Source organism: Halalkalibaculum sp. DA384 (assembly GCF_043951955.1).
In the GTDB taxonomy this organism is placed as follows: domain Bacteria; phylum Bacteroidota; class Rhodothermia; order Balneolales; family Balneolaceae; genus JAMQKA01.
Genome location: NZ_JBINJE010000135.1, coordinates 1 through 336 on the forward strand (window position 1 = coordinate 1; position 336 = coordinate 336).

A 336-nucleotide genomic window follows, 5' to 3' on the forward strand; every position below is an offset into this window, starting at 1 on the left:
ACATTTGCCGCCAAAACATTCGCGTTCATCCTCATCCTCGGGACCGCCGCCGCGTGCGGATCCGTCACCGATGCCACCCTTGACGGGCCCGACCGTCCCGCCACCGTCGAGCAGCCCGCCGAGCCCACCCCTGAGACCTTCGGCAACGGCGACGACATGGAGCCAATCCTCGACAAACCCGATTAATCACCCGTTCAACTTTTTTCAACACCATTTTTTAACCACACAAAACTTACCAGCCATGAAGACCATCAAAACATTTGCCGCCAAAACATTCGCGTTCATCCTCATCCTCGGGACCGCCGCCGCGTGCGGATCCGTCACCGATGCCACCCT

1 protein-coding gene is annotated in these 336 nt (G+C 58.6%); it reads left to right on the forward strand.

The annotated features are described in order from the left end of the window. The coding region (locus tag ACG2E4_RS18580) for a hypothetical protein (protein ID WP_395277524.1) at positions 1 to 186 on the forward strand (186 nt) is incomplete at its 5' end. Positions 187 to 336 lie beyond the last annotated feature (150 nt).